Origin of the sequence: Acinetobacter sp. LoGeW2-3, assembly GCF_002688565.1 — a bacterium.
In the GTDB taxonomy this organism is placed as follows: Bacteria; Pseudomonadota; Gammaproteobacteria; order Pseudomonadales; family Moraxellaceae; genus Acinetobacter.
In genome coordinates this window covers 332,369-355,518 of sequence record NZ_CP024011.1, presented here as the reverse complement: position 1 = coordinate 355,518, position 23,150 = coordinate 332,369, and the positions used below count along the sequence as shown (strand labels likewise).

Here is a 23,150-nt window from a genome sequence, read left to right as displayed (position 1 = left end):
GCCTTAATTTGCATTTAGGGCAAATGGATACATTTTTTTATTTAATCAAGGTTATTCGAGCAAACTATGACGGTAGCAGAGAAAAGTTGGACAGGAAATATTGATTTAGGCTCGAATAAGGACGTTCTATTCAACCAGTTATGTGATGCTTTTAATGGTTCACCATTCTACCAATATTGCGGTATGCAGATGCGCGTGGTGGATGGACAGATTGAAGCATATGTGGAAATGCAGAAGGATCTGATTGGCAATGTGGCATTCCAGATTTTACATGGTGGGGTGGCTGCCACAATTCTGGATAGTATTGGCGGGATCACTGCCATGGGTGAGCTGTACAAAAAAGCCAGCCCTGAAGATATGGAAGAAACCAGTAAGAAGGTCTCACGTCTGGCAACTGTAGACATGCGTGTGGACTATCTAGCACCGGGTCGTGGCAAATATTTTACCGCACGTGCAGAAACCCTGCGTCTGGGGCGTAAGGGATGTACCATGCGCATGACCCTGATGAATGATGAAGCTAAACCGATCGCAACTGCGATAGCATCTTATGCGTATTAATCTTTTCTGATTCAATTAGATCTTTAAAATTTTCATACAGGCACCGTTTCAGTAGATTCGGTGCCTGATGCATTTTGGAAACTGCAGAGTTACATTTTTCTGCTCACTCCGTAAATTTTAAGATTAGAATGCGTGAAATTTATAGAATCATGACTTTCTCAGCAAAACCACACTTCTGTGCCAAGAAATCAAAAAATGCATAGATGTGTGTGCATGACCAAGTCTGTTGGATTTAGGAAAAATCAATGACAGATGTACAAGACTCCCTGCCAGAAAACTCATCTACGAACATCGCTTCTGATCAAGAATTAAAAAGCAAACGTAAAAAAGCTCTCGGGATTGTTGCTATTCTCATGGTGATTGCACTGGTGCTGTATCTGGTGTGGAAACTGTTCCTGAACAATTCAGTTAGTACTGAAAATGCCTATGTCGGTGCAGAAACTGCTTCTGTAACCTCGATGGTCAGTGGTCAGGTTGCTGAAGTTCTGGTGCATGATACCCAAGCAGTCAAACAGGGCGATGTCCTTGCCAAAATTGATGACCGTGATGCCAAAATTGCGCTGGCTCAGGCACAGGCAGAACTGATTAAAGCTAAACGTCAATACAAGCAAACCGCAGCCAATAGTGGGGCTTTAAGCTCGCAGATTGGTGTCAGTGATGATGCCATTCGTAGTGCTGAAGCACAGGTCGCTCAAGCTCAGGCCGCTTTACACAAAGCTCAAGATGAATACAGCCGCCGTGAAAAGCTCAGTGCAACTGGGGCAATTTCTAAAGAAGAACTCAGTACAGCGCAAAGTGCATTGGATACTGCTAAAGCCGGTGTAGCTTCTGCTGAAGCGGGTCTGGCACAAGCAAGATCCAGCCAGAAAGCAGCACAAAGTAATCTGGCTGCGAATGAAGCCATGATTCAAGGGGCGAATGAAAACTCGACCCCTGATGTACTCGTGGCTGAAGCCAAACTGAAACAAGCTGAACTGGACTTAGAACGTACTGTAATTAAAGCACCTTTTGATGGGGTGGTTTCACGCCGTTCGATTCAGGTGGGTCAACGTGTTGCACCAGGTACAATGCTGATGATGGTCGTACCAGTAGATCAGCTCTATGTTGATGCAAACTTTAAAGAAAGCCAACTAGAAAACGTCCGTGTGAGTCAAAAAGCTGAACTAACCTCTGACCTGTATGGAAAATCAGTGAAATATCACGGCACCGTGGTTGGCTTCTCTGGCGGTACAGGTTCAGCCTTTGCCTTGATCCCGGCACAGAACGCTACAGGGAACTGGATTAAAGTGGTACAGCGTTTGCCAGTCCGTATCCAGCTAGATCCGAAAGAGCTGGCCGAGCATCCGCTACGTGTGGGCCTGTCGATGGAAGCTGAAATCCACTTTAAGAAGTAATTCCCGATGAATAAATATGTTCCATATGGGAATCTGACTGGCGGCAAGCTGATGCTGGCGGCCTTTGTGCTGGCCTTAGCCAATTTCATGGTTGTGCTGGACATGACCATTGCCAATGTCTCGGTGCCGCATATTACCGGTAGTCTGGCGGTGTCCAGCTCACAAGGCACCTGGGTCATTACGTCTTATGCAGTTGCAGAAGCGATCTGTGTACCTTTGACAGGCTGGCTGGCGGGTCGCTTTGGTAGTGTTCGTCTCTTTGGTGTCTGCTTGCTCGGCTTTACCATTTTTTCGATTCTATGCGGGATTTCCACCAGTCTGGAAATGCTGGTGTTTTGCCGGATCGGGCAGGGGCTGTTTGGCGGCCCGATCATGCCACTCAGTCAAACTCTATTGCTACGCATCTTCCCACCTGAAAAGCAATCCCAAGCCATGGGCATGTGGGCGATGACCACCGTAGTCGGTCCAATTCTCGGCCCAATTCTTGGTGGTACCATCAGCGATAACCTGTCTTGGCACTGGATTTTCTTCATCAATATTCCGGTGGGTTTGTTCTGCGGTCTTGCTGCATTGAAATTATTAAAGCCAGCAGAAACTGAAACCAATGCATTGAAGATCGATAAGGGCGGTTTATTCCTACTGATCTTGTGGATTGGTGCGTTGCAATTAATGTTAGATCTCGGTCATGAACATGACTGGTTTAGCAGTTCCTTTATTGGAACCTTGGCGGTGCTTGCCATAGTCGGGTTAATCATCTTTACCATTTGGGAACTGACCGAACGGCATCCGATCGTCGATATCCGGATCTTCCGATATCGCGGGTTTACCTTTGCTGTGCTGTCATTGGCCTTTGCTTTCGGTGCCTTCTTTTCCAGTATTGTACTGATTCCACAGTGGGTGCAGATTAATCTGGGTTATACGGCCACTTGGGCAGGTTATTTAACCGCGACCATGGGTTTTGGTAGCCTGTTGATGTCACCGATTGTGGCGAAGATGGCAACCAAATACGACCAGCGCATTCTAGCCAGTTTTGGTTTGATCTTGCTTGCCGTAGTTACTTTGATGCGGGCATTCTGGACTACGGACGCTGATTTTATGGCATTGGCTTGGCCACAGATTCTGCAAGGTTTTGCGGTACCATTCTTCTTCATTCCACTCTCCAATATGGCATTGGCTTCAGTCCAGCCTCAGGAAATGGCATCAGCAGCAGGTCTAATGAACTTCCTGCGGACTATGGCTGGAGCGATTGGAGCTTCAATTGCAGTGACGATCTGGGATGATCATAGTAAAGTGGCCCGCAGTGAGCTGGTCGGTAAACTGAATGTCCAAGAAACCCAGAATACCTTAATGGCACAAGGCATGAGTTCAGACAGTGCCTTGGGTTATATTTCTAGTCTGGTGGATAAAGAAGCATTAACGCTGTCTGCCAATCACCTGTTTTTGATACTGGCGATGGTCTTTGTTTTTGCTGCTTTAATCGTCTGGCTGGCACCGCGACCAAAAGCGGGTGTGGGCGATATGCCATCACATTAATATTTTCCAAAATAAAAAACCGCTAACTATTTAGCGGTTTTTTTCGATCTTATAAATCTGATTTGGCCCGTTTCAAGGCATTTTGCCATTTGGCCAAATGTACTTCACGTTCATCGGACTGCATTTTCGGTTCAAAGGCTTTATCTAGCTGCCAAGACTGGGCAATTTCATTTAAATTAGAAAATACCCCAGACTTTAAACCTGCCATCGCTGCTGCACCCCAAGCGGTAGATTCCAGCATTTTCGGGCGCAGAACAGGAACATTTAGGAGGTCAGCCTGAAACTGCATCAGCATATCATTACAGCTGGCGCCACCATCGACCCTTAGCTCTTTTAGAGGACGAGCAATATCGGATTGCATGGCAGTCAGTACGTCGGAGACCTGAAAGGCTATCGATTCTAATGCGGCACGGGCAATATGGGCCTTATTGGTTCCACGTGACATACCACAAAGCAGAGCACGCGCTTCACTATCCCAGTGTGGCGCACCCAGTCCGGTAAAAGCAGGAACTAAGACCACGCCGTCGGTATCTTCAACTTTACAGGCCAGCTTTTCTATATCACCGCTTTTCTGAATGATGCCGAGCCCATCACGTAGCCATTGCACCACAGCACCGGCCATAAAAACACTGCCTTCTAGGGCATAACTGGTCTGCTCCTGTGCCTGCCAGGCGAGGGTAGAAAGCAATTTATTCTGGCTGAGCTGAATGTCATGGCCGGTATTAAATAGCATAAAACAACCAGTGCCATAGGTATTTTTTGCCATACCGGGTTCGAAACAAGACTGGCCAAATAAGGCAGATTGCTGATCACCCAGAATGCCGGTAATGGGAATGGTGGCTCCTAACAAACCCGGTGCTGTATCTGCAATATGACAATCGGAACTGATGATTCGTGGCAGGACTGAAGCAGGGATATTAAATAGGTCTAGTAGTTCCTCATCCCAGCGTTGAGTATGCAGATTCATCAACATGGTACGGGACGCATTACTGGCTTCGATGATATGCTCAGCCCCTTGGGTCAAGTTCCAGATCAGCCAGCTATCAATAGTGCCAAAAGCGACATGACCTTGTTCTGCAAGTTCACGTAAGCCATCCACATGTTCCAATAACCAGACCAGCTTGCCAGCACTGAAATAAGGATCAATCCGTAGCCCGGTTTTTTGTTGTACCTGATCCATCTGGCCTTGCTGTATCAGCTGATTACACCAGTCTGTTGCACGACGATCCTGCCAGATAATCGCTGGTGCAAGAGGCTTCCCATTACGACAATCCCATACCACAGTCGTTTCACGCTGATTGGTCAGGCCAATCGCTTTAATATCTTTGGCCAGAATCCGGGCAGTAGCAAGCGCCTGTTGTACCACTGCAATTTGCGAGCTCCAGATTTCCTGTGCATCCTGCTCAACCCAGCCGGAATGTGGGGTCTGGATATGGGTTTCACGTTGAGCTGTTGCCTGAATCTGCCCGTGTTCATTAAAGATGATTGCACGGCTGGACGTCGTTCCCTGATCGAGTGCCAATAAATAGCTCATAATTTTTTTAAATGCTGACTTGAATTATGAAATATTAGCGCAATTATGTAATCAGGCGCATTCAAAAGTGTATTTGTGTAGAAAATGCATCGTATTTTTTGCCAGTTATGCTATGATGAGCCTGTACTTTGGGGATGTTCTTGGCTTCGACGCCGATGATGAAACTCGTAGATGCATGCCGAGAGCGCATTTTCTCTCGTAAATCAAATTTGCATTTTAATAGTCGCAAACGACGAAACTTACGCTCTAGCTGCCTAAGGGCAGCTTGTCCGCATCCCTGAATACTTGTGGTTAGGGGTCCCGACTGAAGCGAACGCACACAAGTCCGTATGAAATCAAGCCTTGGGGTTTCGTACTAAATCTTAAAGGATCGCGATTTGTACCCTGTTCGTCGGGTCACAAAGAGCTAAATTAATAGACGATATCTAAGCATGTAGTATTCTCGAGCGTAATGTTGGCGGACGCGGGTTCAACTCCCGCCATCTCCACCAAAATTCAATTCAGAGATGTTCGACTGAATGTAAAAAAGCCTTTAAACTCAATGTTTAAGGGCTTTTTTATTGGCTGTATTGTCCGATCGAATCCTAACTCGTGTAACCCAATTTTTGCCTTCTGTGGGTAATTATTGGGAAAATTTACCCAATTATTTCTAGACTAGATAATGGGTAAATACACATGAAGCTTACTGATGCAGAGTGTAGAAAAGCACAGCCAAAAGAAAAACGTTATCGTCTTTCTGATGAAAATGGTTTGTCACTTCTTGTGACACCTGTGGGGCAAAAATATTGGAATGTTAGATATAGTGTTCACGGAGAGCGTAAGTCAGAGTCATTAGGGCCTTATCCTGAGATGACGCTTAAGAAGGCAAGAGAACTTGCACTCGAACTCAAATATAAACATTCAAAGTCAGTGTTGTATGAAGATAATAAACCTTTCTTTAAAGAAGTCGCTGAAGACTGGTTTGAAAATCAAAGGGAAACTTGGTCAGCAAAACATATCAGCAATGTAAGAGCATCTTTAGATGAACTTTACACCGTTCTTGAACATAGAAGGATTAATCAAATCCAAGCACCAGAGATCTTACAGAGCATCAAAAAGATTGAGGCTAGAGGTTCTCTAGAGGTGGCTAAGCGTACCTTGTCGCGCTGTGGTATGGTGATGAAATATGCCATAGCTCATGGCTACAGATATGATAATCCCGCAAGTGATTTAGTCTATGCATTGAAAAATAAGAAGGTTAAAAATCTAGCTTCTTTAGCTGAAAATGAAATGCCTGAATTCCTTAGACGTATACGTGCCTATCCAGCCGATGCTCAAACGCATCATGCGATTATTTTAATCATGTTGACCGGTGTGCGTGTAAGTGAATTATTACAAGCACGTTGGAATGAGTTTGATCTAGAAGAGCGTAAGTGGGATATCCCTGCTGAGCGCATGAAAAATGGTCTACCTCATCGTGTACCACTAACAGACCTGATGATTGCTGAACTTCAAGCATTGCGTCTGACACATAATCAAGATCTTTTATTTCCACATCGATTAAACAACAAAGAGGCTATGCGTAGTGAGTCAATTTTGGCTGTCATAAAGCGTTCAGGTTACGCGGGTCGAATGACAACACATGGGTTTAGGTCACTATTTAGTACTGTAGTGAATGAGTCGAATTTATTTAATCCAGATGCGATTGAACGCCAACTTGCTCATGTGCCCCAGAACCGTATTCGTGCAGCTTATAACCGAGCACAGTACTGGGATGAGCGTGTGAAGATCATGGAGTGGTATTCATTAAAAACGCTTGATTGGAATAATAATTGAACTTCATTTAAAAAGGTAATTTTTCAAATTCATAGTTAATTAGTCTTTCTAAAATTGTTGCTTGATTAGTGTTATTAAATTCAGCAATTTTTTCGAGCTTTTGTTTGGTGGTCTCTGATAGTGGCAGATGATAAAGCTTTTTGGCTTTACCTGAATCTCGAAACTTTTTTTGACTCCATGTTTTTTTCATTTTTAACAGATACAGCTCTAGTACTTCAGGAGATTCGGTCATCATCCTATCTAAATGCGCAACGATATATTGATACTGCTGATCATTGGACACACTAAAGAATGGTGGTAGATATATTTTAGGATTTTTTTGTACGTATTCTAGAGCCCATTCGATCTGTTTTGAATTATCTTTATTTAACCATTTCAATTTTTTTGAAGTTAATTTTCTAGTATTAAAATTCATTAGGCTTGAATTTACGATATTGTATTTATAAGAAATTTCTACAGGTAAAGCATCAAGATTGTAAATGAAGCACTCAAACATGTCGTTCGTGTAAAATTGTATGGGTTGAGTTAAAGTTGAAGAAATGAGGTGCAGTGTTTGTCGATGGTTATCAATTTCTAGATTTTTAAAATCATCCAATATAATGAGATTAGACTCAATAATTTGAATTAGGTAATTACAGTAGCTCTGGCGATCTGGTTTACTATTTATTTGGCTAACAATAAAATCGTCTTTCGCTCGAGGTGATGTGTTCACATTAGTTGGATTAAAATAATAGTTAAAATGTCTAAGAATACACTCAACTTCCCTTTTGCCAATGTCATAAAGTAGCCCAGACTGTCTCAACAATGCGTTAGTTTCAAGTTTAATTGGAGCAGCGAATTTTTCCTTAATCAAATTTTTAGTATCTTTAGGTGTAATCATAATTATCTCTATGTAGTATTTTTTGTGAATTTAATAAGTAACTTTTAGTGTTCTTACTAGATTTTTTCAAGAGTTTTTATAAAGTTTTAAAAAAATATATGAAGTAATTATAGTGATAAATTCATTTAAATAGCTATTTTCGCTATAGCTGTGTATGAACCAAATTTTTTAGTTATTAAAGTCTGAACTAATGATTAAAAATATTGAGCTGTATTTACCTAATTTCTAATCTTAATGGGAAGATTACGAATAGATTTTTTTCGTAATCAAAGTCGTAACTTTAGCTTTGACTGAATTTTTCTTATTTTCGAAGGACACTATACAATTGAGTAAGTAAAATAACTGTGAATAGCGGTGCTCATTATATTTTTATTAATAGGTTTTTAATATTATTAAATCGTGATTATATAAAAAAATACTTATGTATCTGTGTTATGACTCCATCTAACACAGAGATATCCAATGATTATAAATGCATTAATTAATTACAATGAAGCACATGTTATGTGTGAGATTGATCGTCTAGTTCAATTGATATTAAAGAATAAAGAATTAAAAGATGCTGATGCATTAGCTTTGTTGAATCTCATTCCAAGTTTTGATTTTCACTACAAGGAATGTAATGACAATACAACGACATTAAGAATCATGCATGAATATCTAGAGCCATTAAAAGCATCAGAATCTATTAGGAATAGTAAAAGCTTGTTGAAAGAACTTAGGCAAGTTCACGCTAAGACCTTACTTGAGTCAACGACTCAGGAAAAACGAATTGAAAGTAATAGGCTGTCTTTGAAAAACTATTTGAATAAACTCACGCAGCATTATTCGCGCCTCTTATGTATTCGTATTGATCTATATTTTAGTAAGAAAACACAGGTTGAAATTGCATTTAACGAGTTCTATCAATATTTCATGATCTTTAGAAATCGCTTAGCGAATAAAGATGGATGTTTTCAGAATTTACAGGGATATGCTTGGGCTATTGAGCAGGGGATCGAAAGAGGGTATCACTGTCATCTTTTATTGATCTACGATGGAAATAAGCACCAAAACGATTTCGGTTTGGCTTTAAAGGTTGGGCAGTATTGGTCTAGCTTAACAGAGCAAAAAGGTGAGTTCTTTACATCCAATGATCCGCGTTATAAAGCAAAAATCATGAAGAATGGAACTTGGGGGCTTGGCATGATTAATAGGAATCAGCCTGAGCAAATTAGTAGGCTAATTCAAGCAGCAATGTATCTGGTTAATCCTGAAAAAACGGACCAATATCTGCGCTCAAAAATTATGGGTAAACGATTGTTTGGAACGGGTTGCTTTGAAAATTCAAAGCGGCGTGGCATAGAGCATAAATCCAAGTCATTAAATTTTTACTGCTCACCATAGTGATATGTACTTAACGAACTGTGGAGCATTACGTACATGTCGAATCCAATTAATGAGCTTCAAACTTTTTGTGAGATTGAGGCTTTGATTCTAATGATCAATGAGCAAGAACTACCGTTAGAGCAGATTAAGGAATGTGTTCTTGAGTTAATCCCATTTACTGAAACACTTTACCGAAAAACTTATACCTTTAACGTACCCATTAAAGTATTTCAAAAACTGGTGAATAGCCTCTATGAACATTCTCATTATCTGGAATCATTAACGGACATACCAGACCATGTATGGTTGAACTTGGTTCAGGAGGTTCGTAAAAATTGTGATTATCTGAATTATGATAAGTATGAATGTAGGAGAGAATATTCGGATATTTTAAAGAAAGTTGAATGGAACTTTTCTAGGCTTATACACTACTTTGATTCATTAACAGTACTTTCACTGACACTTGGGTATAGACAAGAGTTTAAGGGTGAGGTTAATAAAATTGAAGATCACGATAACTTCATAAATTTCATCGAGGCTGTTAAAAGGGACAGGTATCCTGCATTAAAAAATTTACTTTGCTGTACACATAGAACATTTCAAGATGTTGAATACGGCTACTATACAGGTGTGATTCTAATATTTAACGGAAGTTCAGATTCTCAAACTGGTGTGAATGTAGTTAAGTCGCTATGGAGAAGGGTTACAAATATGCGCGGTGATACTTATCAGCAACCCGATATGCACGAGCATTTTAATATTAATTGCAGTGATCAAAACCAAGTCAGGAATGGGTTAGATTATATCAAGCAAAGACTAGTCGCTTTTAGTGATAGTGATGCAATACGGGTATTACCGAAGTCTGTAAAGCGATCAGGTACCGAGTTTATTCGATTCACCTAGCTATTAATCACATCCTAAAAAAATTCACATACATATCATCTTAATGAGATTCATGAGCTCAAAGTTTTGAGTTTCATTCAAGAATGAACGGCCTGCCTTGCGCAGGCTTTTTTGTATGTGGAGTTTTTATGATGCAGCAATGTCCTTTTTGTCACTCAAGTGACATTCACTTGCTTGAACCGAGTCAAGCTTTATCTGCCAATGTTTTAACTAGCTCAATGATTTCACCTGCAACCATGGCAGCATTAGGTGCAAGTGTGTCAAAGAGTTTGAATGTACCTCCAATCATAGGTGCTATTGCTGGAGCTGTTATCGGTGGGGTTTTTATGTTTGTCCTTGATGAGCCAGAGTCTCCTAAGGTCTCACATTCAATCCCTATATATCGTTGCAACCATTGCCAAATGCAAATAGATCCAACCATACGCACGATCCAGTAAAAAAATACATGAAATGTGAGGAATAAAATCATGGCACATCAAGTCGAACAAATGGCCTATGTAGGTGAGACCCCTTGGCATGGTCTTGGTAATCAACTGAGCCCTCATCAACCTATCGAAGTCTGGGCAGAGCAGGCAGGTATGGATTGGCGTATTGAATCATCCAATGTCAGTTATATGGCACAAAATACACGTGGGCAAAGCATCATCATGCCTTTTGATGAACAGCGTGTTTTATATCGTTCTGATACGCATGTACCACTTTCCATTGTTAGTCAACGCTATCAAGAAGTGCAGCCGATGGAGGTGCTGGAGTTCTATCGTGATCTGACTGAGCAAGCAGGCTTTGAGCTAGAAACCGCAGGTGTATTAAAAGGTGGGAAGAAGTTCTGGGCTTTGGCTCGGACAGGACAAAGCAGCATACTAAAAGGTAAGGATGTCAGTAATGGCTATATCTTGTTGGCAACGGCATGTGATGGCACGCTTGCAACCACTGCTCAATTCACCTCTATTCGTGTTGTGTGTAATAACACTTTGGCGATTGCGTTTAAAGGTGGATCAGCTCAAGCAGGCATGGTGAAGGTCCCACACAGTACCAAGTTTGATGCGATGAAGATCAAACAACAGTTGGGTATTTCTGCTAGTCAATGGGATGAGCATACGTATGAAATGAAGCAACTGACACAGCGTAAAGTCACGCAGCTCGAAGCCGCTGCTTACTTTGATGCAGTGTTTAACAATAGCAATATGTCAGGTTTAGATGCAGAAGAAAACATTGTGCAGTTCTATCGTAATGTCGCGGATCAGCAGAAAGCTAAGTCTGAACCGAATGCACGAGCAATGGCTAAAGCTATGACAATGTTTAACGGGCAAGGACGTGGCGCAGATCTTTCATCTGCCAAAGATACTGCTTATGGACTGCTCTGTACCATCACGGAATATGTGGATCATGAACGACGTTCGATGAGTAAGGATCATCGTCTTGATTCTGCTTGGTTTGGGGCTGGAGCTAACCTCAAACAGCGCGGGCTAGAACAAGCATTGAGCTTTATCCGTTAGAGATTAAAATGAGCTAACGCTGACAGCCTTTATACCACTTTACCTTTTACAGCCCTTCGAAATAACGCCTATTGAAGCCATGCATGACTCAAGTCATGCATGGTTTTTTTATGCGGAAAATTTCTACAGATCAGAATATTAATAAGGAAGCACTATGCAACAAACAACATTGAATCAACTGAATAGCTTAAAAGCTCCAATTCCACTATCACCCTCTGATAAAGGACTCGCTCGAAAAAGCACAACTGCCAAACGTCTAATAAATACCAAAGGTATGGACTATGAGACTTGGTTAAATGTACGTAAGCAAGGCATTGGCAGTAGTGATGCAGCCACAGCATGTGGCTTAAATCCCTATATGTCGATGCTTGAACTATGGTTGATTAAAACAGGGAGGCAGCCTCAAAGTATTGAAGATGAAAGTTCAGGTCTTGCACCACTATATTGGGGTAAGCAGCTCGAACCTTTAGTCGCTGAGTTCTATAGTCTGCATACCAACCATAAAGTCAGACGGATCAATGCAGTGTTGCAACATCCAGATCCTGACAAACATTTCATGTTGGCAAACTTAGATTACTCCGTAGTGGGCAGTGATGAAGTACAGATTCTTGAATGTAAAACAGCAGGAGAACATGGCGCTAAGCTTTGGCGTGATGGTGTACCTCTATATGTACTGTGCCAAGTTCAACATCAATTGGCAGTCACAGGAAAACAGGCAGCTCATGTTTGTGTCTTACTCTGTGGGCATGAAACCAAGATCTTTAAAGTGACACGTTCTGAGTCAGTGATAGAGCACATCACCAATGCTGAACGCTACTTTTGGGAATGTGTGGAAAAAGACATTCCACCATCTGTTGATGCCAGTGAATCAGCTGCTAAAGCCATTCAAGTGCTTTACCCCCAACATGTGCCTTTAACTACTGAAGATCTGAGCCAGGATATAACAGCCAATCAGTACTTCGATCAGCTTATTCAAGAGAAGAGGCAGATAGATGAACATCAGCAGAACTTCAATCAGCTCAAACATGAAATCCAGATGTTGATGAAAGATGCGGAGCGAGCAACGTTCTTAAATGGTTCAGTCGTCTGGAAAAAAGCACAAGACAGTATGGGGCTGAACACCAAAGCTTTACTTCAGCATCAGCCTGATCTGATTGAGCTCTATCCACTGCCCAAAGCAGGTAGCCGTCGATTCAATATCTATACCGATTGAATCCTTCCCCTCAAAACAAAAAACGTGCAAAGCCGACCGATCTGCCCCTTCAACACCGAGTGAAGAAAGGGCGTTTGGGCAGCTTTGCTTAAATGCACATCCATTTTCCTACAACCAATATTTTCGCTTTGTGATTTTTATTGTGTGCAAGGTGGGATAGAGGAAAAGAGTGCTCTATAGAACAGTCAATTCTGTAAAGAAAGAAAAAAGGATAATAGCCATGATTAAAGGTTTAGCGATTACACCACCTATTTTAGGTCGCATCAGTATTGGTCGAGTGGTGGAAAAGTACGGCAAACGTCTGCCTGAAAAGGATGATCAATTCACTATTACCTCCCAAATTCAAAACAAAGACGGTTGGGTCAAACATCCACTTGATGAACAGCTACGTGCCAATGCACCAAATCAAAAACTAAGAACAATCCCTGTACGTATGATCTTCAATGATCCTGATCTGAACTTACGCGCAGAGTACAGTTTATTTGATCGACAGACTGGACGACCTATATGTGTTGGAGATGGTCAGACCTGTCAGCGTATTACTAGCCAAGGGGTAGAGCAGCATCCATGTCCTTCACCAGATTTATGTTCTTTGGCACAAGGCGGCAACTGTAAACCTTATGGACGTTTGCATGTGAATCTTGATGAGTCGGATGAGTTTGGCACATTCATTTTTAGAACCACGGGCTTTAATAGCATTCGGACCTTGGCTGCGAGGTTAAGCTACTACCATGCCGCTTCGAATGGATTACTTTCATGTCTACCGTTACAGCTAACCTTACGTGGTAAAAGTACAACGCAGAGTTATCGTCAACCTGTTTACTACGTGGATTTAACACTAAGAGAAGGAGTGAGTTTAAAAGAGGCGATTCATACAGCGAAAGAGTTGCACAATCAAATGCAGCAGGCAGGGTTTAGTCAGGATGGGCTCGATCAGACTGCTCGACAAGGCTTTGCCAATGCACTATTTGAGATGGATGTGGAAGAGGGTTTGGATGTGATTGATGAGTTCTATAACTCAGAAGAAGTTCATCAGGAGAATGTTATACCTACGAACAGCATTCAAAATGAACTGAAGCAATCGGTACAAAAAGTGAATTAAAGCTAGTGCTACCCATGCTCAGTTTAAATTTTACAGATGGCTCTATCATTTGAGCGAATCACCGCTCGCTTCAATGATTAGGAGAAACATCATGAATGCGTTTATCGGTCAAACCTTCCAAATGAACCAACTCATCAGTATTAAACAAGTCATTCAATTCACTGCACTGAGTCGATCAACCATCTATGCCATGATGGATGAGTACTCGCCTTACTATGATCCAAGCTTTCCAAAGAGTGTGAAGATTTCTCAAAATCGAATTGCTTGGTCAGCGCATGAAATCAATCAATGGATTGAAAGTAAGTTAGCGGAACGAGAATAAGGGTAGCATCAGCTCCCTTATTTTTTTGTTTTCTTGTAGACTGAAGAAAACTTTAGCCTAAGTGTTATTAATGAAAACAATAGACTACTACAATAAAAATGCCTGAATAGCCACCGATTTTGTAGACACCTTTTAGTTAGATATGGACTGCCACCACTCTCCTAGACAAATTTCGTCTATTCTTTTTGCATAGGAGAGAACATTATGAGTGGACAACGATACACCCCAGAATTTAAAGATGAAGCTGTTAAATTGATTACTGAACGTGGATATTCTGTCACCGATGTGGCAGAACGTTTAGGTGTATCACAGCACAGCATTTATAAATGGCTAAAGGCCGTACAGCCTTTACGCAACAACCCTGATGAACATGAACTACTCGAAGCAAAGAAAGAAATCCTTCGCCTTAAAAGTCAGCTCAAACAAACTGAAGAGGAACGGGATATTCTAAAAAAGGCCGCAAGGTACTTTGCAAGCCTGCCCGAGTAAAGTATCAGTTTATCCTGGAATACAGCCATCAATTTAAGATTAAAACGATGTGTCGGGTTCTTAAGATTGCTCGTGCTGGCTACTATGCTTGGTTGCATGAACCCGAATCAGGCAGGACTATTGAAGATAAGCGGTTATTACAGCTCATCCGTTCTTCTTATGATGCCAGTTATGGCATCTACGGTTATCGTCGCATTACGCTGGATCTTAAAGAGCTAGGTGAAAGCTGTGGACCTAATCGTGTGCTGAAGATCATGAAGCACAATGGTATTGCCGCTGTTCGAGGATATAAGAAGCATAAAAGCTATGGTCGTGGTCGTCCTCAGATTGTGCCACCTAACCATTTAAATCGAGAATTTGTTGTAAACACACCGGATACCTCTTGGGTGACTGATATTACCTACATCCGCACCTGGCAAGGCTGGTTATATCTGGCTGTGGTTCTCGATTTATATTCGAGAAAAGTCATCGGTTGGTCAATGAAACCTACGCTTGCCAAGGATATCGTTTTGGATGCACTTTTAATGGCGGTATGGCGACGCAGACCCAATGAACCTGTGATCATACACTCAGACCAAGGCTCACAATACAGTAGCGGAGACTGGCAGAAATTCTGTCAGAAGCATAATTTAGTTCCGAGTATGAGTCGTCGTGGAAACTGTTGGGACAATGCTGTTGCTGAATCCTTTTTTAGCAGCTTGAAGAAGGAAAGAATTAAAAAGAGGATCTATAAAACACGAGAAATGGCTCGTGCAGATGTATTTGATTACATCGAGATGTTTTACAATCGAATCAGGCGTCATTCGCATCTCGATGGGATGAGTCCGGAAGCCTTTGAGGCAGCTTCAAAATGAGGCCGTCTCGTGTCTAGGATACTGGGAGCAGTCCATAGTGAGTAAATCTCCTTCTTTAAGCTGAGATTTGAGATGCTTTGCATTAAATTCTTTTGACACATACTTAATGCCATTCAAATTAAAACTATTTTGCTCAACGTTATAGCCTTGTATGTAAAGAATTCCATTTTGTTCATCTACATAATGAGATGTGGCTGTTCCAACGAATCCATTCGTCATTAATGAGCTAATTTGCTCAAGTGTTTTAATTTCCCAATCTTTTGCAAGATGGCCGATATCAGTTAATACAACTTCGTTCACAGAGTTCATACTTCAAACCCCATTGCAACTAAATAAGCCTCAACTTGCTTTTCTAAATCCTCAACACTTTGCGTCAATTGCCCTAAAGTAAACTCATAACGCTCCGCCAACTCACGTACACGTACCGTTAAACGCTGTGCCACACGCTCAACATCAGCATTAATTTGCTTGGCTAAATCGGCAAGCCATTTATCGTCAGTCACTAATTCCTTAATTTCAGACTCGGTTAAATTGAAATAATAATTAAAAGTATCGGTATCCAGTTTGGTTTCTAAATCTTTCACCAAGGTCTTTTGAGCTTTAATCTGATAGGTTAAATCCATCCAACGATAAAGCACTGCCAAATTATCAAAATTATCTAGCGAATCTTCACCTTGATTATTTGTAATTAACTCAGAAATCCCAGACTCAAAAATCTCATATTTATTTTTCATGAGAGTTTTTGCATTTTTTAACTGAGTAAAGGCTGTAGCATAACGCTCAATAATCGACTTTTCTTCACTCGACTGTTGTTCAGCAAAAGCAGCCATCTTTTTAGCTGTGGTATTTTTGGCTTTGAGCATTAACGCAATAATTGTATTTTCTTTTTCTAAACCGTCCAAAATACCTTGCGCATTTTCCAGTTGTTGCTGTGCTGCACTGTAAATTGAAAAATCAGCCGCATAGGCCTTTGGCGCAGCATCTAACACTTCAGATTGCCAAAGCTCTTTCACGTCTTTTTCTTTAATACCTTGCTCAAGAATATCTTCGTCACCTGAATGATTTTCTTCATGCTCAGTCAGTTCTTGAGTCAGCTCATCTAGCTTGGCTTGCTCACGTGCCAATTCATCACGACGATCAGCAAAGTAACGATTAATCACCACTTCTTTTGGTACTAAGTCGGCTTTCCAACCTTTATCTTTTTGCTGACCTTTTACCGTTTCAATAATACGTTCAGCATTGACCTTCCAATCATCTGCAGCAATGATATAGGCATCATCCTGCATAATGCCTTCCCAGTAATCCATTAAGATTTGATAGATACTGTAATGATCAACAAGGTCTTGACCTTTATAATGGGCAAGTAAAGATTCTGATAGTTCAGTAATTAATTCTTTAGGTTCAAACTGATTGGCTTTGAGTGCTTTCAGTTTGACTTCCGCTTGATCTGCCCAAACTTGGAAATGTGCTTGCATTTTTTCTTTAAATGCAACGAATTCTGCATCTTGGTTAATAAAGCTTTTAACTTCATGCGTCGCACAGTTAAGCGCAGCATAACCTTCACGTAGAGGACTAAACAGTTTGTTCTTAAGCTGAGGACAAACTTTCCAGTAGTCAGCTAAATCTTCAATATCTGCATTTGGAATACCACCTTGTAAATGCGCCTCAATATCTTGGATATCTTCAGCTTCACTATTGTCGATATAACGTGGCAAATTCAGGTTATAGCCGTTTTTAATGATTTCATCTAAACCGACCATACGCGCATAACGCTTGTCATGCTGTTCAGGATTCTTGAATGCATCGATGATTTTATGCAAATCACGCTCACGCAGACGGTTTTTTGCACCATCTTTAATAAAGCCTTGGCTCGCATCAATCATTAAAATGCCTTTACGCGCTGCGGCATGTTCACGATCAATTACGATAATACAAGCAGGGATACCTGTACCGTAGAACAAGTTAGCAGGCAAACCAATAATGGCTTTAATAAAACCATAATCGACTAATTTTTGGCGAATATCAGCTTCGGCATTACCACGGAATAAAACACCGTGAGGCAGAATACATGCCGCTTTACCTGTTGATTTTAGAGATTTGATAATGTGAAGCAGATAAGCGTAATCACCTTGTTTTGATGGAGGAATACCAAAATCTTCAAAGCGACCGTAGATATCAGCATCTGCTGTAGAAACATCTAAGCCCATCGACCATTTTTTATCTGAAAATGGCGGGTTAGCCACAATGAAATCAAAACGTTGGAGTTCACCGTCGACAAGAAATTTAGGCGTTGAAAGGGTATTCCCTTGGCGGATTTCTGCCGTTGGAGAACCATGCAAGAACATGTTCATTTGTGCCAAAATGCTTGTCGAAGCATCTTTTTCTTGGCCGTATAAAGAAATATCATCACGATTGGATTTAGCTGCTACGCGAAGGAGTAGAGAGCCTGAACCACAGGTTGGGTCATAAACTGTGGTGTCACCACGTGCTTCAAATTCATCAATACCGACAATTGAGGCAACTATACGGCTGACTTCTGTTGGAGTATAGAATTGTCCTTTACTTTTACCGCTTTCAGAAGCAAAGTGACCCATCAGATACTCAAATGCATCGCCAAGTAAGTCATCGCCATTGGCAAGGTGATTAGAGAAATCAAGTTCTGGTCGTTGGAAAATCGCAATAAGGTCAGTTAAACGATCTACTTTTTCTTGACCATCACCCAATTTGGTTGAGTCATTAAAATCAGGCATTGCTTTGACATTTAGCGCACAAGCTTCGGCAAGTGGCGCAACGATTTGTTTGTTAATCAGGTCGCCAATTTCAGCATTACCTTTGAGCTCAATCATGGCACTAAAAGTTGCAGAATCGGGGATGTCGATAAAATCTAATTGTTCTTTTTTATCACTGACATATTTAATAAAAAGTAAAACTAAAATGTAGTCTTTATATTGGCTTGAATCCATGCCTCCACGAAGGTTGTCACAGCTTTCCCAAAGTGAAGAATAGAGTTCTGATTTTTTAATAGCCATAGTAACTGCAGTATAAAAGCTTGAATGGAAGTTGAACTGAATATTAGCAAAAATGAGATAAAAAGAAATTTAAAAGATTTGGCTAGCATTAGTAAAAGGCTAGTTGTTACGACAATTTGTGACGTGATGAAGGGTTTGATAAGACAATGGGGTAAATTGGGGTAAAAATCAGGAGCTTAAATTTTTTTAATGGATAGATTTCATTAAAAATTTAGGTTGAGTTCAATTGCCACCACCTAAGAATTTAATGTTTTCAACATATTCAGTTATTGTTTGGAGTTGTAATAATTAGGCAAGCAAGTAGTAGCAAATGGAATTAAAAAATATTTATGAAAAATAAATATTTTTTAATGTATGCGCTTGAATTTTAATTCAAATTATATTTTTAAAATTAATAATCATTTTATATAACTTAAGTTAGATGCAGCACCTTATTAAATCTTCTAATTTGGCTTTATCAACCATATAACAAGAGGGTTTAACAATGGAACTTATTAGATTACCAAATACAGCTACTGCAGATGAGATTAGTGCTAAGTTAAAAGAACATGGTTATGTCATTGTCGATAATCTAGTTGATCCTGAAGTAATGGATAAAATTGCTGAAGAAACGTCGGAATATATTGATACCAGTCCATTTGGTGGGGATAAGTTTTTAGGTGCTAAAACACAAAGGACAGGCTCACTGATTTCCCGCTCGGTAACTTCACGTCAGTTAATTACTCATCCAACAGTATTGGGTGTTGTAGGCAAACATTTAGAGAAGTCTACAACTTACCAGCTCCACTTAACTCAAATTATTACTGTTCATCCAGGTTCACCTGCACAGGTCCTACACCAGGATCAATTAGCATGGGATTTCTTCGAGTTTCCCGATGATTTTGAACCACAATGTAATTTACTTTGGGCAATGACGGACTATACCGAAGAAAACGGTGCTACACGTCTGGTTCCAGGAAGTATGTATAAAGGAACTAAACAAAAGTTTAGTCAGGAAGAATCTATCGCAGCTGAAATGAAAAAAGGCTCCGCACTATTTTATACAGGTAAAATTTATCATGGTGCGGGTGAAAATAAGACAGATTCTTATCGTCAAGCAATTAACATCACTTATGCAGCAGGCTGGCTGCGTCAGGAAGAAAACCAATATATTTCCACACCACCAGAGGTAGCTAAAACACTTGATGATGACCTGTTGAAACTTATGGGATATCAATGTGCTTGCTTTGCGATAGGTTATGCACGAGATTTTGAAGATCCGCTTTCAGTTTTTAAAGGAATCAAAGAAAACAAAACGACTGGGATGGATGTGGTCGTTGATCATGGTCATAGCGAAGCCAAACAGTATGTACTAGAGGAGAACCTAGCATGATTACTTTCTCTAACCCAGATATTGGCTATTTTGAGCAAGATCTTTTTGATGCATTTTCTTTTAGTCAGATTGCTGAAACGGAACATATGGTCTTTTTTTCTGGCGTAGCACCATTAAAAGGTGGACTTGCTGATTTACAGCTCATCGGTAGCAATTCTTCGGAGCAATTGTCTTTTGTACTTGATATCATTGAAAAGTGTTTAAAGCACTCTAATTTGGAAAAAAAGAATATTATTGCTTGGACTTTTTATACGACAGATATCCAAGAGTTTGCTGCCAAAGCGAGTCCTGTGCTGAATCAATGGCTTGAAGGGCATAAACCGACCAGCACCACGGTTGAGGTTTCGGGTTTGATTCATCCTGAACAAACCATTGAAATCACTGTGACAGCTCTTCGAACATAGTCTGGCATAAAATCTGCATTATATTTGGCATCTAGTTAAGTACAGGGTGCCAAATGTCTTCTCTTACCATACATCATGCACTGGTTTTAACGAAGCAATTGTTCGATGCTGAAGGTGTGATGTTTTACTGGATTAATGAATATAACCAGTCTGCTTATATTACCGATTGTATTAATGTATCCCATGATTTTATCGACAGTTATCACCGTGAACTTCAAGATCTTGACCCGTTAAATGTTAAAAATTTTCTAAAATCCAAAGAAGCATTTAGCTCACTTACTGAGTGCAGACGACATCATCCATGTACAGAATTATCTGTCTATGACAACTACATCAAAACCTATGGCATAGAGGAAACCTTCGATTTACTCTTTTGGAAAAATAACCATGCTTATGCAGGTATAGGGGTAACCAATCCAAATTTAAAACAGCTTGATCAGTCTCAGATTAAATCTTTGCATTACATTCTTGAACAAAATCTATTACAGCTTAAGCCAATTCAAAAAAATATAATTTTTCATTATTTGGAAAATTATAGTCTGACCAATCGTGAAAAAGAAGTCTGCCTATATTTGCTTGATGGTTTGAGTAATTCTGAGATTGCTGAATATATGGGGATTAAGGTCGGGACAGTAAAAATAAATTTAAATAGAATTTTGGATAAACTTAATTTGACCTGTCGTTTGCAAATCGCAAAACAATTAAATGCACTATTTCAACTACCAGATCATGCAGTTATGCAGGCATAGTGGCTAAAAACTACCTGTTACAAATTAAGAGTTATAAATTTCTTTTTTTAAAAAAGATATTACAAATTACGCTGAGCTCTCCATGATTTTGGGGAAATACCATACCAACGCTGAAAGGCTTTACTAAAACTACTGGTATCAGCATAGCCTAATCGATAGGCGATTTCTGAAATGGTTTCCTGTCCTTGTTCCAGATAATCTAAAGCCACTTTCTTTTGCTTGCTTTCCACAATCTCACTAAATTTTTTATTGATTTGAGATAGTCTTCTTTTAAATGTCCAGACGGGTAGATTGAGATCGGCAGCGACTTCTTCGATATAAGGAATACCATTGTTAATTTTTTTACTGATTGATGCTTCAATCTCTTTTAAAAACTTTTCCTGTTCCGAAAGTGGGAATCCTTCCTGAACTAAATTTCTTTTAATTAATTGAAACAGAAATGGATCAGCAGATGGAATTTTAAAGTTTAGTTCTTCGGATTTTATATAAATACTATTTTGTGGGTAATTAAATTCCATCTCACACTTAAAGAATTCATGATGTGGCTGGGTATTTGCCGGTTGGTTATGCTCGAATCCAATTCGAACGGGTTTCCACTGTTCTCCTAGAAATTTACGGATTAAATTGCAGAACATGGCTAAAGATATTTCAGCATCTGCTCTACGATTGGATAAATAATTTGGATCAACTTGATAATCTAGTCTATAAAAATCACCAACCTGCACCAGACGCATTTCACTCATCTGTTGGTGACAAGGAAAATAAGAAACTAAGGCCTGTAAACCATCATGTAATGTCGCGGAATTTTGAAATAAATAGCCCAGTAAACCCAAAGCATCCATTTTACAATGTGCACCATAGTACAGCGCAAAATGCTCATTTCCAGTCATGTCAGCTGCAATATCGATAGCATGACAAAAATCATTTAAGGTAATTTTTTGGATTCTCTCAGCTGACCGATACAAATCGGGAAAATAGGTAAATATTGGCTGAGGATCAACGCCAAGTGCTGAGATGGATTCTTCTAATCCACTGACGACAGATGAGAGCACACCAATTTTAATGTCTTTATTCATTTGCATCATTGAAGACATATCCAGTATTCCAGTTTTATTACTGATACTAATTTAAAAGCAAGAAATGTACCTAAATAACTCAAATTTTGTACTGATTAACTAAAAATCTGTATTTTTCGACCAAGATTTGTATTTTAAAAAATACCTAATATGAGGAGTGTTTAAAAAAAAGGGCAAAAAATGGCTAAACAATTAGTTACGTTATCGGCGAGCACATCGGTCGAAGAAGTTGTAGAGATTATGAAACGTGATGGGGGAGTCATTATTGAAGACATGATTTCTTCTGAAGTTTTAAATAATTTTTGGGAGGATTTAAGTCCATACTTAGATAAGACCCCTTACGGGGTAGAAGGTTTTGCAGGACCAAAAACCAAAAGATGCTGTGCACTTATGGCAAAGACATTAAGTTCTCAATATTTTATTACTCAGCCCCACTTTTTGGGAGCAGCTCGCACATTTTTAGAAGAGGATTATGAGTTTTTACTTGCTGATAAAACAATTAAAACCACTAACACGACTCAACTTAGCGTAACACAGGCTATTCAGATTTGGCCTGGTCAAAAAGCACAAGTTTTACATCGTGATGATCATCTTCATCATCGACATCATCCTGGTCCGGAAAGCCAGATTCAAGTGTTGTACGCAGGAACTGATTTTACGGAAGATAATGGGGCGACTTTAGTAATCCCAGGTAGTCATCTTTGGGATGATAAGCGCATCCCTACATTAGAAGAAGCGGTTCCTGCTGTCATGAAAAAAGGTTCTGGTTTGATTTACTGTGGTTCTCTTTACCATGCCGGTGGCGAAAATAAAAGTACTGAAACACGTACTGCAATCGCATTTTCCTTCTGTCGTGGCTATTTACGCCAAGAAGAAAATCAATACTTAGTGGTACCAAAAGAAACTGTTTTGAAATACCCAAAAGAGGTACAGGACTTGCTTGGCTATAAAGTTTGTGAACCATTCTGTGGTTGGGTTGAAATGTCTGACCCAAGTATTGTGCTTCATCAATCTGATATTACAACTGCAGGGGCAAAAAACTTGTTCTAAGACGAGTTC

At 40.1% G+C, this 23,150-nt stretch carries 21 protein-coding genes and 1 other RNA gene; 17 read left to right on the top strand and 5 right to left on the bottom strand.

Annotated elements, in window-relative coordinates; all coding sequences use genetic code 11:
* Positions 1 to 66: 66 nt before the first annotated feature.
* The 3 genes from BS636_RS01690 to BS636_RS01680 all read left to right on the top strand — a co-directional run bounded on the left by BS636_RS01690 (position 67) and on the right by BS636_RS01680 (position 3,485).
* A complete protein-coding gene (locus BS636_RS01690; RefSeq protein ID WP_099337235.1) occupies positions 67 to 558 on the top strand; it encodes a thioesterase family protein in 492 nt (163 codons plus the stop codon).
* Between the two features lie 245 nt (positions 559 to 803).
* A complete protein-coding gene (locus tag BS636_RS01685) occupies positions 804 to 1,952 on the top strand; it encodes an HlyD family efflux transporter periplasmic adaptor subunit (protein ID WP_099337234.1) in 1,149 nt (382 codons plus the stop codon).
* A 6-nt stretch (positions 1,953 to 1,958) separates the two neighbouring features.
* Positions 1,959 to 3,485, top strand: coding sequence for a DHA2 family efflux MFS transporter permease subunit (locus BS636_RS01680; RefSeq protein ID WP_099337233.1), 1,527 nt, complete (start codon positions 1,959 to 1,961; stop codon positions 3,483 to 3,485).
* Positions 3,486 to 3,534: 49 nt separating this feature from the next.
* Here BS636_RS01680 and glpK read toward each other — a convergent pair whose 3' ends face one another.
* Complete coding sequence (gene glpK / locus BS636_RS01675; RefSeq protein ID WP_099337232.1) at positions 3,535 to 5,019, bottom strand: glycerol kinase GlpK; 1,485 nt, start codon at positions 5,017 to 5,019, stop codon at positions 3,535 to 3,537.
* Positions 5,020 to 5,149: 130 nt separating this feature from the next.
* Between glpK and ssrA the strand changes: the two genes are divergently transcribed.
* Together ssrA and BS636_RS01665 are read left to right on the top strand one after the other, a co-directional pair.
* Positions 5,150 to 5,510: a transfer-messenger RNA gene (gene ssrA, locus BS636_RS01670) on the top strand.
* A 184-nt stretch (positions 5,511 to 5,694) separates the two neighbouring features.
* Entirely contained in the window at positions 5,695 to 6,834 is a 1,140-nt protein-coding gene (locus BS636_RS01665; RefSeq protein ID WP_099337231.1) for a tyrosine-type recombinase/integrase, read from the top strand.
* Positions 6,835 to 6,841: 7 nt separating this feature from the next.
* On the opposite strand, the gene BS636_RS01660 is transcribed toward BS636_RS01665, so the two are convergent.
* Positions 6,842 to 7,714 (bottom strand): hypothetical protein, encoded by an 873-nt coding sequence (locus BS636_RS01660; RefSeq protein WP_099337230.1) that lies wholly within the window; start codon positions 7,712 to 7,714, stop codon positions 6,842 to 6,844.
* Positions 7,715 to 8,176: 462 nt separating this feature from the next.
* On the opposite strand from BS636_RS01660, the gene BS636_RS01655 reads away from it, so the two are divergent.
* The 8 genes from BS636_RS01655 (at position 8,177) to BS636_RS01620 (ending at position 15,461) form a co-directional block, all read left to right on the top strand.
* A complete protein-coding gene (locus tag BS636_RS01655) occupies positions 8,177 to 9,100 on the top strand; it encodes a YagK/YfjJ domain-containing protein (protein WP_099337229.1) in 924 nt (307 codons plus the stop codon).
* 36 nt (positions 9,101 to 9,136) lie between these two features.
* Positions 9,137 to 9,985 (top strand): hypothetical protein, encoded by an 849-nt coding sequence (locus tag BS636_RS01650; protein ID WP_099337228.1) that lies wholly within the window; start codon positions 9,137 to 9,139, stop codon positions 9,983 to 9,985.
* Positions 9,986 to 10,113: 128 nt separating this feature from the next.
* A complete protein-coding gene (locus tag BS636_RS16250; protein WP_171265976.1) occupies positions 10,114 to 10,422 on the top strand; it encodes a hypothetical protein in 309 nt (102 codons plus the stop codon).
* 30 nt (positions 10,423 to 10,452) lie between these two features.
* Positions 10,453 to 11,481 carry a DUF932 domain-containing protein gene (locus BS636_RS01640; protein ID WP_099337227.1) on the top strand — a complete coding sequence of 343 codons (1,029 nt, stop codon included), beginning with the start codon at positions 10,453 to 10,455 and terminating at the stop codon, positions 11,479 to 11,481.
* A gap of 154 nt (positions 11,482 to 11,635) precedes the next feature.
* Positions 11,636 to 12,694, top strand: coding sequence for a YqaJ viral recombinase family protein (locus tag BS636_RS01635; RefSeq protein ID WP_099337226.1), 1,059 nt, complete (start codon positions 11,636 to 11,638; stop codon positions 12,692 to 12,694).
* A 220-nt stretch (positions 12,695 to 12,914) separates the two neighbouring features.
* Positions 12,915 to 13,796 carry a hydrolase or metal-binding protein gene (locus BS636_RS01630; RefSeq protein ID WP_099337225.1) on the top strand — a complete coding sequence of 294 codons (882 nt, stop codon included), beginning with the start codon at positions 12,915 to 12,917 and terminating at the stop codon, positions 13,794 to 13,796.
* A gap of 91 nt (positions 13,797 to 13,887) precedes the next feature.
* Positions 13,888 to 14,118 carry a helix-turn-helix transcriptional regulator gene (locus BS636_RS01625; protein WP_099337224.1) on the top strand — a complete coding sequence of 77 codons (231 nt, stop codon included), beginning with the start codon at positions 13,888 to 13,890 and terminating at the stop codon, positions 14,116 to 14,118.
* 204 nt (positions 14,119 to 14,322) lie between these two features.
* Positions 14,323 to 15,461 (top strand): IS3 family transposase gene (locus tag BS636_RS01620; protein WP_099337213.1). Its coding sequence is split into 2 segments (ribosomal slippage): positions 14,323 to 14,581 and positions 14,581 to 15,461, totalling 1,140 coding nucleotides; the frame shifts between segments, so codons are not numbered across the junction.
* Here BS636_RS01620 and BS636_RS01615 read toward each other — a convergent pair.
* Together BS636_RS01615 and BS636_RS01610 are read right to left on the bottom strand one after the other, a co-directional pair.
* Positions 15,453 to 15,770 (bottom strand): hypothetical protein, encoded by a 318-nt coding sequence (locus BS636_RS01615; RefSeq protein ID WP_099337223.1) that lies wholly within the window; start codon positions 15,768 to 15,770, stop codon positions 15,453 to 15,455. The genes BS636_RS01620 and BS636_RS01615 overlap by 9 nt on opposite strands.
* Complete coding sequence (locus tag BS636_RS01610; RefSeq protein ID WP_099337222.1) at positions 15,767 to 18,490, bottom strand: N-6 DNA methylase; 2,724 nt, start codon at positions 18,488 to 18,490, stop codon at positions 15,767 to 15,769. The genes BS636_RS01615 and BS636_RS01610 overlap by 4 nt, the downstream gene beginning before the upstream one ends.
* Positions 18,491 to 18,974: 484 nt before the next feature.
* On the opposite strand from BS636_RS01610, the gene BS636_RS01605 reads away from it, so the two are divergent.
* The 3 genes from BS636_RS01605 to BS636_RS01595 are packed head-to-tail and all read left to right on the top strand — an operon-like array spanning position 18,975 to position 21,015.
* The gene (locus BS636_RS01605) at positions 18,975 to 19,862 is read left to right on the top strand and encodes a phytanoyl-CoA dioxygenase family protein (protein ID WP_099337221.1); all 888 of its coding nucleotides are present in this window, start codon (positions 18,975 to 18,977) and stop codon (positions 19,860 to 19,862) included.
* A complete protein-coding gene (locus BS636_RS01600) occupies positions 19,859 to 20,266 on the top strand; it encodes a RidA family protein (RefSeq protein ID WP_228206921.1) in 408 nt (135 codons plus the stop codon). The genes BS636_RS01605 and BS636_RS01600 overlap by 4 nt, the downstream gene beginning before the upstream one ends.
* Before the next feature lie 53 nt (positions 20,267 to 20,319).
* A complete protein-coding gene (locus tag BS636_RS01595) occupies positions 20,320 to 21,015 on the top strand; it encodes a helix-turn-helix domain-containing protein (RefSeq protein ID WP_099337220.1) in 696 nt (231 codons plus the stop codon).
* Between the two features lie 59 nt (positions 21,016 to 21,074).
* On the opposite strand, the gene BS636_RS01590 is transcribed toward BS636_RS01595, so the two are convergent.
* Positions 21,075 to 22,109 carry an AraC family transcriptional regulator gene (locus tag BS636_RS01590; protein ID WP_099337219.1) on the bottom strand — a complete coding sequence of 345 codons (1,035 nt, stop codon included), beginning with the start codon at positions 22,107 to 22,109 and terminating at the stop codon, positions 21,075 to 21,077.
* A gap of 162 nt (positions 22,110 to 22,271) precedes the next feature.
* On the opposite strand from BS636_RS01590, the gene BS636_RS01585 reads away from it, so the two are divergent.
* Positions 22,272 to 23,141 (top strand): phytanoyl-CoA dioxygenase family protein, encoded by an 870-nt coding sequence (locus BS636_RS01585; protein WP_099337218.1) that lies wholly within the window; start codon positions 22,272 to 22,274, stop codon positions 23,139 to 23,141.
* The last annotated feature ends 9 nt before the right edge of the window (positions 23,142 to 23,150 follow it).

What these genes read in the sequence shown, in the direction of transcription:
- BS636_RS01690 (WP_099337235.1), top strand. Translation starts at nt 67, where the DNA reads ATGACGGTAGCAGAGAAAAGTTGGACAGGAAATATTGATTTAGGCTCG.
- BS636_RS01585 (WP_099337218.1), top strand. Translation starts at nt 22,272, where the DNA reads ATGGCTAAACAATTAGTTACGTTATCGGCGAGCACATCGGTCGAAGAA.
- BS636_RS01655 (WP_099337229.1), top strand. Translation starts at nt 8,177, where the DNA reads ATGATTATAAATGCATTAATTAATTACAATGAAGCACATGTTATGTGT.
- glpK (WP_099337232.1), bottom strand. Translation starts at nt 5,019, where the DNA reads ATGAGCTATTTATTGGCACTCGATCAGGGAACGACGTCCAGCCGTGCA.
- BS636_RS01685 (WP_099337234.1), top strand. Translation starts at nt 804, where the DNA reads ATGACAGATGTACAAGACTCCCTGCCAGAAAACTCATCTACGAACATC.
- BS636_RS01660 (WP_099337230.1), bottom strand. Translation starts at nt 7,714, where the DNA reads ATGATTACACCTAAAGATACTAAAAATTTGATTAAGGAAAAATTCGCT.
- BS636_RS01605 (WP_099337221.1), top strand. Translation starts at nt 18,975, where the DNA reads ATGGAACTTATTAGATTACCAAATACAGCTACTGCAGATGAGATTAGT.
- BS636_RS01635 (WP_099337226.1), top strand. Translation starts at nt 11,636, where the DNA reads ATGCAACAAACAACATTGAATCAACTGAATAGCTTAAAAGCTCCAATT.
- BS636_RS01600 (WP_228206921.1), top strand. Translation starts at nt 19,859, where the DNA reads ATGATTACTTTCTCTAACCCAGATATTGGCTATTTTGAGCAAGATCTT.
- BS636_RS01640 (WP_099337227.1), top strand. Translation starts at nt 10,453, where the DNA reads ATGGCACATCAAGTCGAACAAATGGCCTATGTAGGTGAGACCCCTTGG.
- BS636_RS16250 (WP_171265976.1), top strand. Translation starts at nt 10,114, where the DNA reads ATGATGCAGCAATGTCCTTTTTGTCACTCAAGTGACATTCACTTGCTT.
- BS636_RS01595 (WP_099337220.1), top strand. Translation starts at nt 20,320, where the DNA reads ATGTCTTCTCTTACCATACATCATGCACTGGTTTTAACGAAGCAATTG.
- BS636_RS01590 (WP_099337219.1), bottom strand. Translation starts at nt 22,109, where the DNA reads ATGTCTTCAATGATGCAAATGAATAAAGACATTAAAATTGGTGTGCTC.
- BS636_RS01665 (WP_099337231.1), top strand. Translation starts at nt 5,695, where the DNA reads ATGAAGCTTACTGATGCAGAGTGTAGAAAAGCACAGCCAAAAGAAAAA.
- BS636_RS01680 (WP_099337233.1), top strand. Translation starts at nt 1,959, where the DNA reads ATGAATAAATATGTTCCATATGGGAATCTGACTGGCGGCAAGCTGATG.
- BS636_RS01625 (WP_099337224.1), top strand. Translation starts at nt 13,888, where the DNA reads ATGAATGCGTTTATCGGTCAAACCTTCCAAATGAACCAACTCATCAGT.
- BS636_RS01615 (WP_099337223.1), bottom strand. Translation starts at nt 15,770, where the DNA reads ATGAACTCTGTGAACGAAGTTGTATTAACTGATATCGGCCATCTTGCA.
- BS636_RS01610 (WP_099337222.1), bottom strand. Translation starts at nt 18,490, where the DNA reads ATGGCTATTAAAAAATCAGAACTCTATTCTTCACTTTGGGAAAGCTGT.
- BS636_RS01630 (WP_099337225.1), top strand. Translation starts at nt 12,915, where the DNA reads ATGATTAAAGGTTTAGCGATTACACCACCTATTTTAGGTCGCATCAGT.
- BS636_RS01650 (WP_099337228.1), top strand. Translation starts at nt 9,137, where the DNA reads ATGTCGAATCCAATTAATGAGCTTCAAACTTTTTGTGAGATTGAGGCT.